This is a genomic window from Bradyrhizobium sp. Bra78 (assembly GCF_024519855.1).
Taxonomy (GTDB): domain Bacteria; phylum Pseudomonadota; class Alphaproteobacteria; order Rhizobiales; family Xanthobacteraceae; genus Bradyrhizobium; species Bradyrhizobium japonicum_G.
In genome coordinates this window covers 1-266 of sequence record NZ_JALJRE010000039.1, presented here as the reverse complement: position 1 = coordinate 266, position 266 = coordinate 1, and the positions used below count along the sequence as shown (strand labels likewise).

Genomic DNA, 266 nt, shown 5'->3' with positions numbered 1-266 from the left:
TCCAGTCGCCGTCCGCCGATGTCGCCAGGCAGCCGACGCGGCGCAGTTCGGACTGCACGAGCTTCGCCGTCTCTTGCGGCGACAGGCTCGGCGGTGATGCGGTTGGTGCGACAGCCGCGACCTTCTGCGCGGTATCGGCAACTTGCGACTTCTCGGTCGTCCGCTGTTCGGCGACCTGCTTGGTGTCATTTGCCAGCTTGTCGGCGAGCGCCTTCTCGGCGGCTTGCTTGTCGGCCACGGCCTTTGCCGCTGCGGCCTCGGCCTCC

The 266-nt window shown here is 68.4% G+C and carries 1 pseudogene; it reads right to left on the bottom strand.

The features are described 5' to 3' along the window. Positions 1-266, bottom strand: a pseudogene (locus OC450_RS34295) (caspase family protein); the annotation flags it as partial.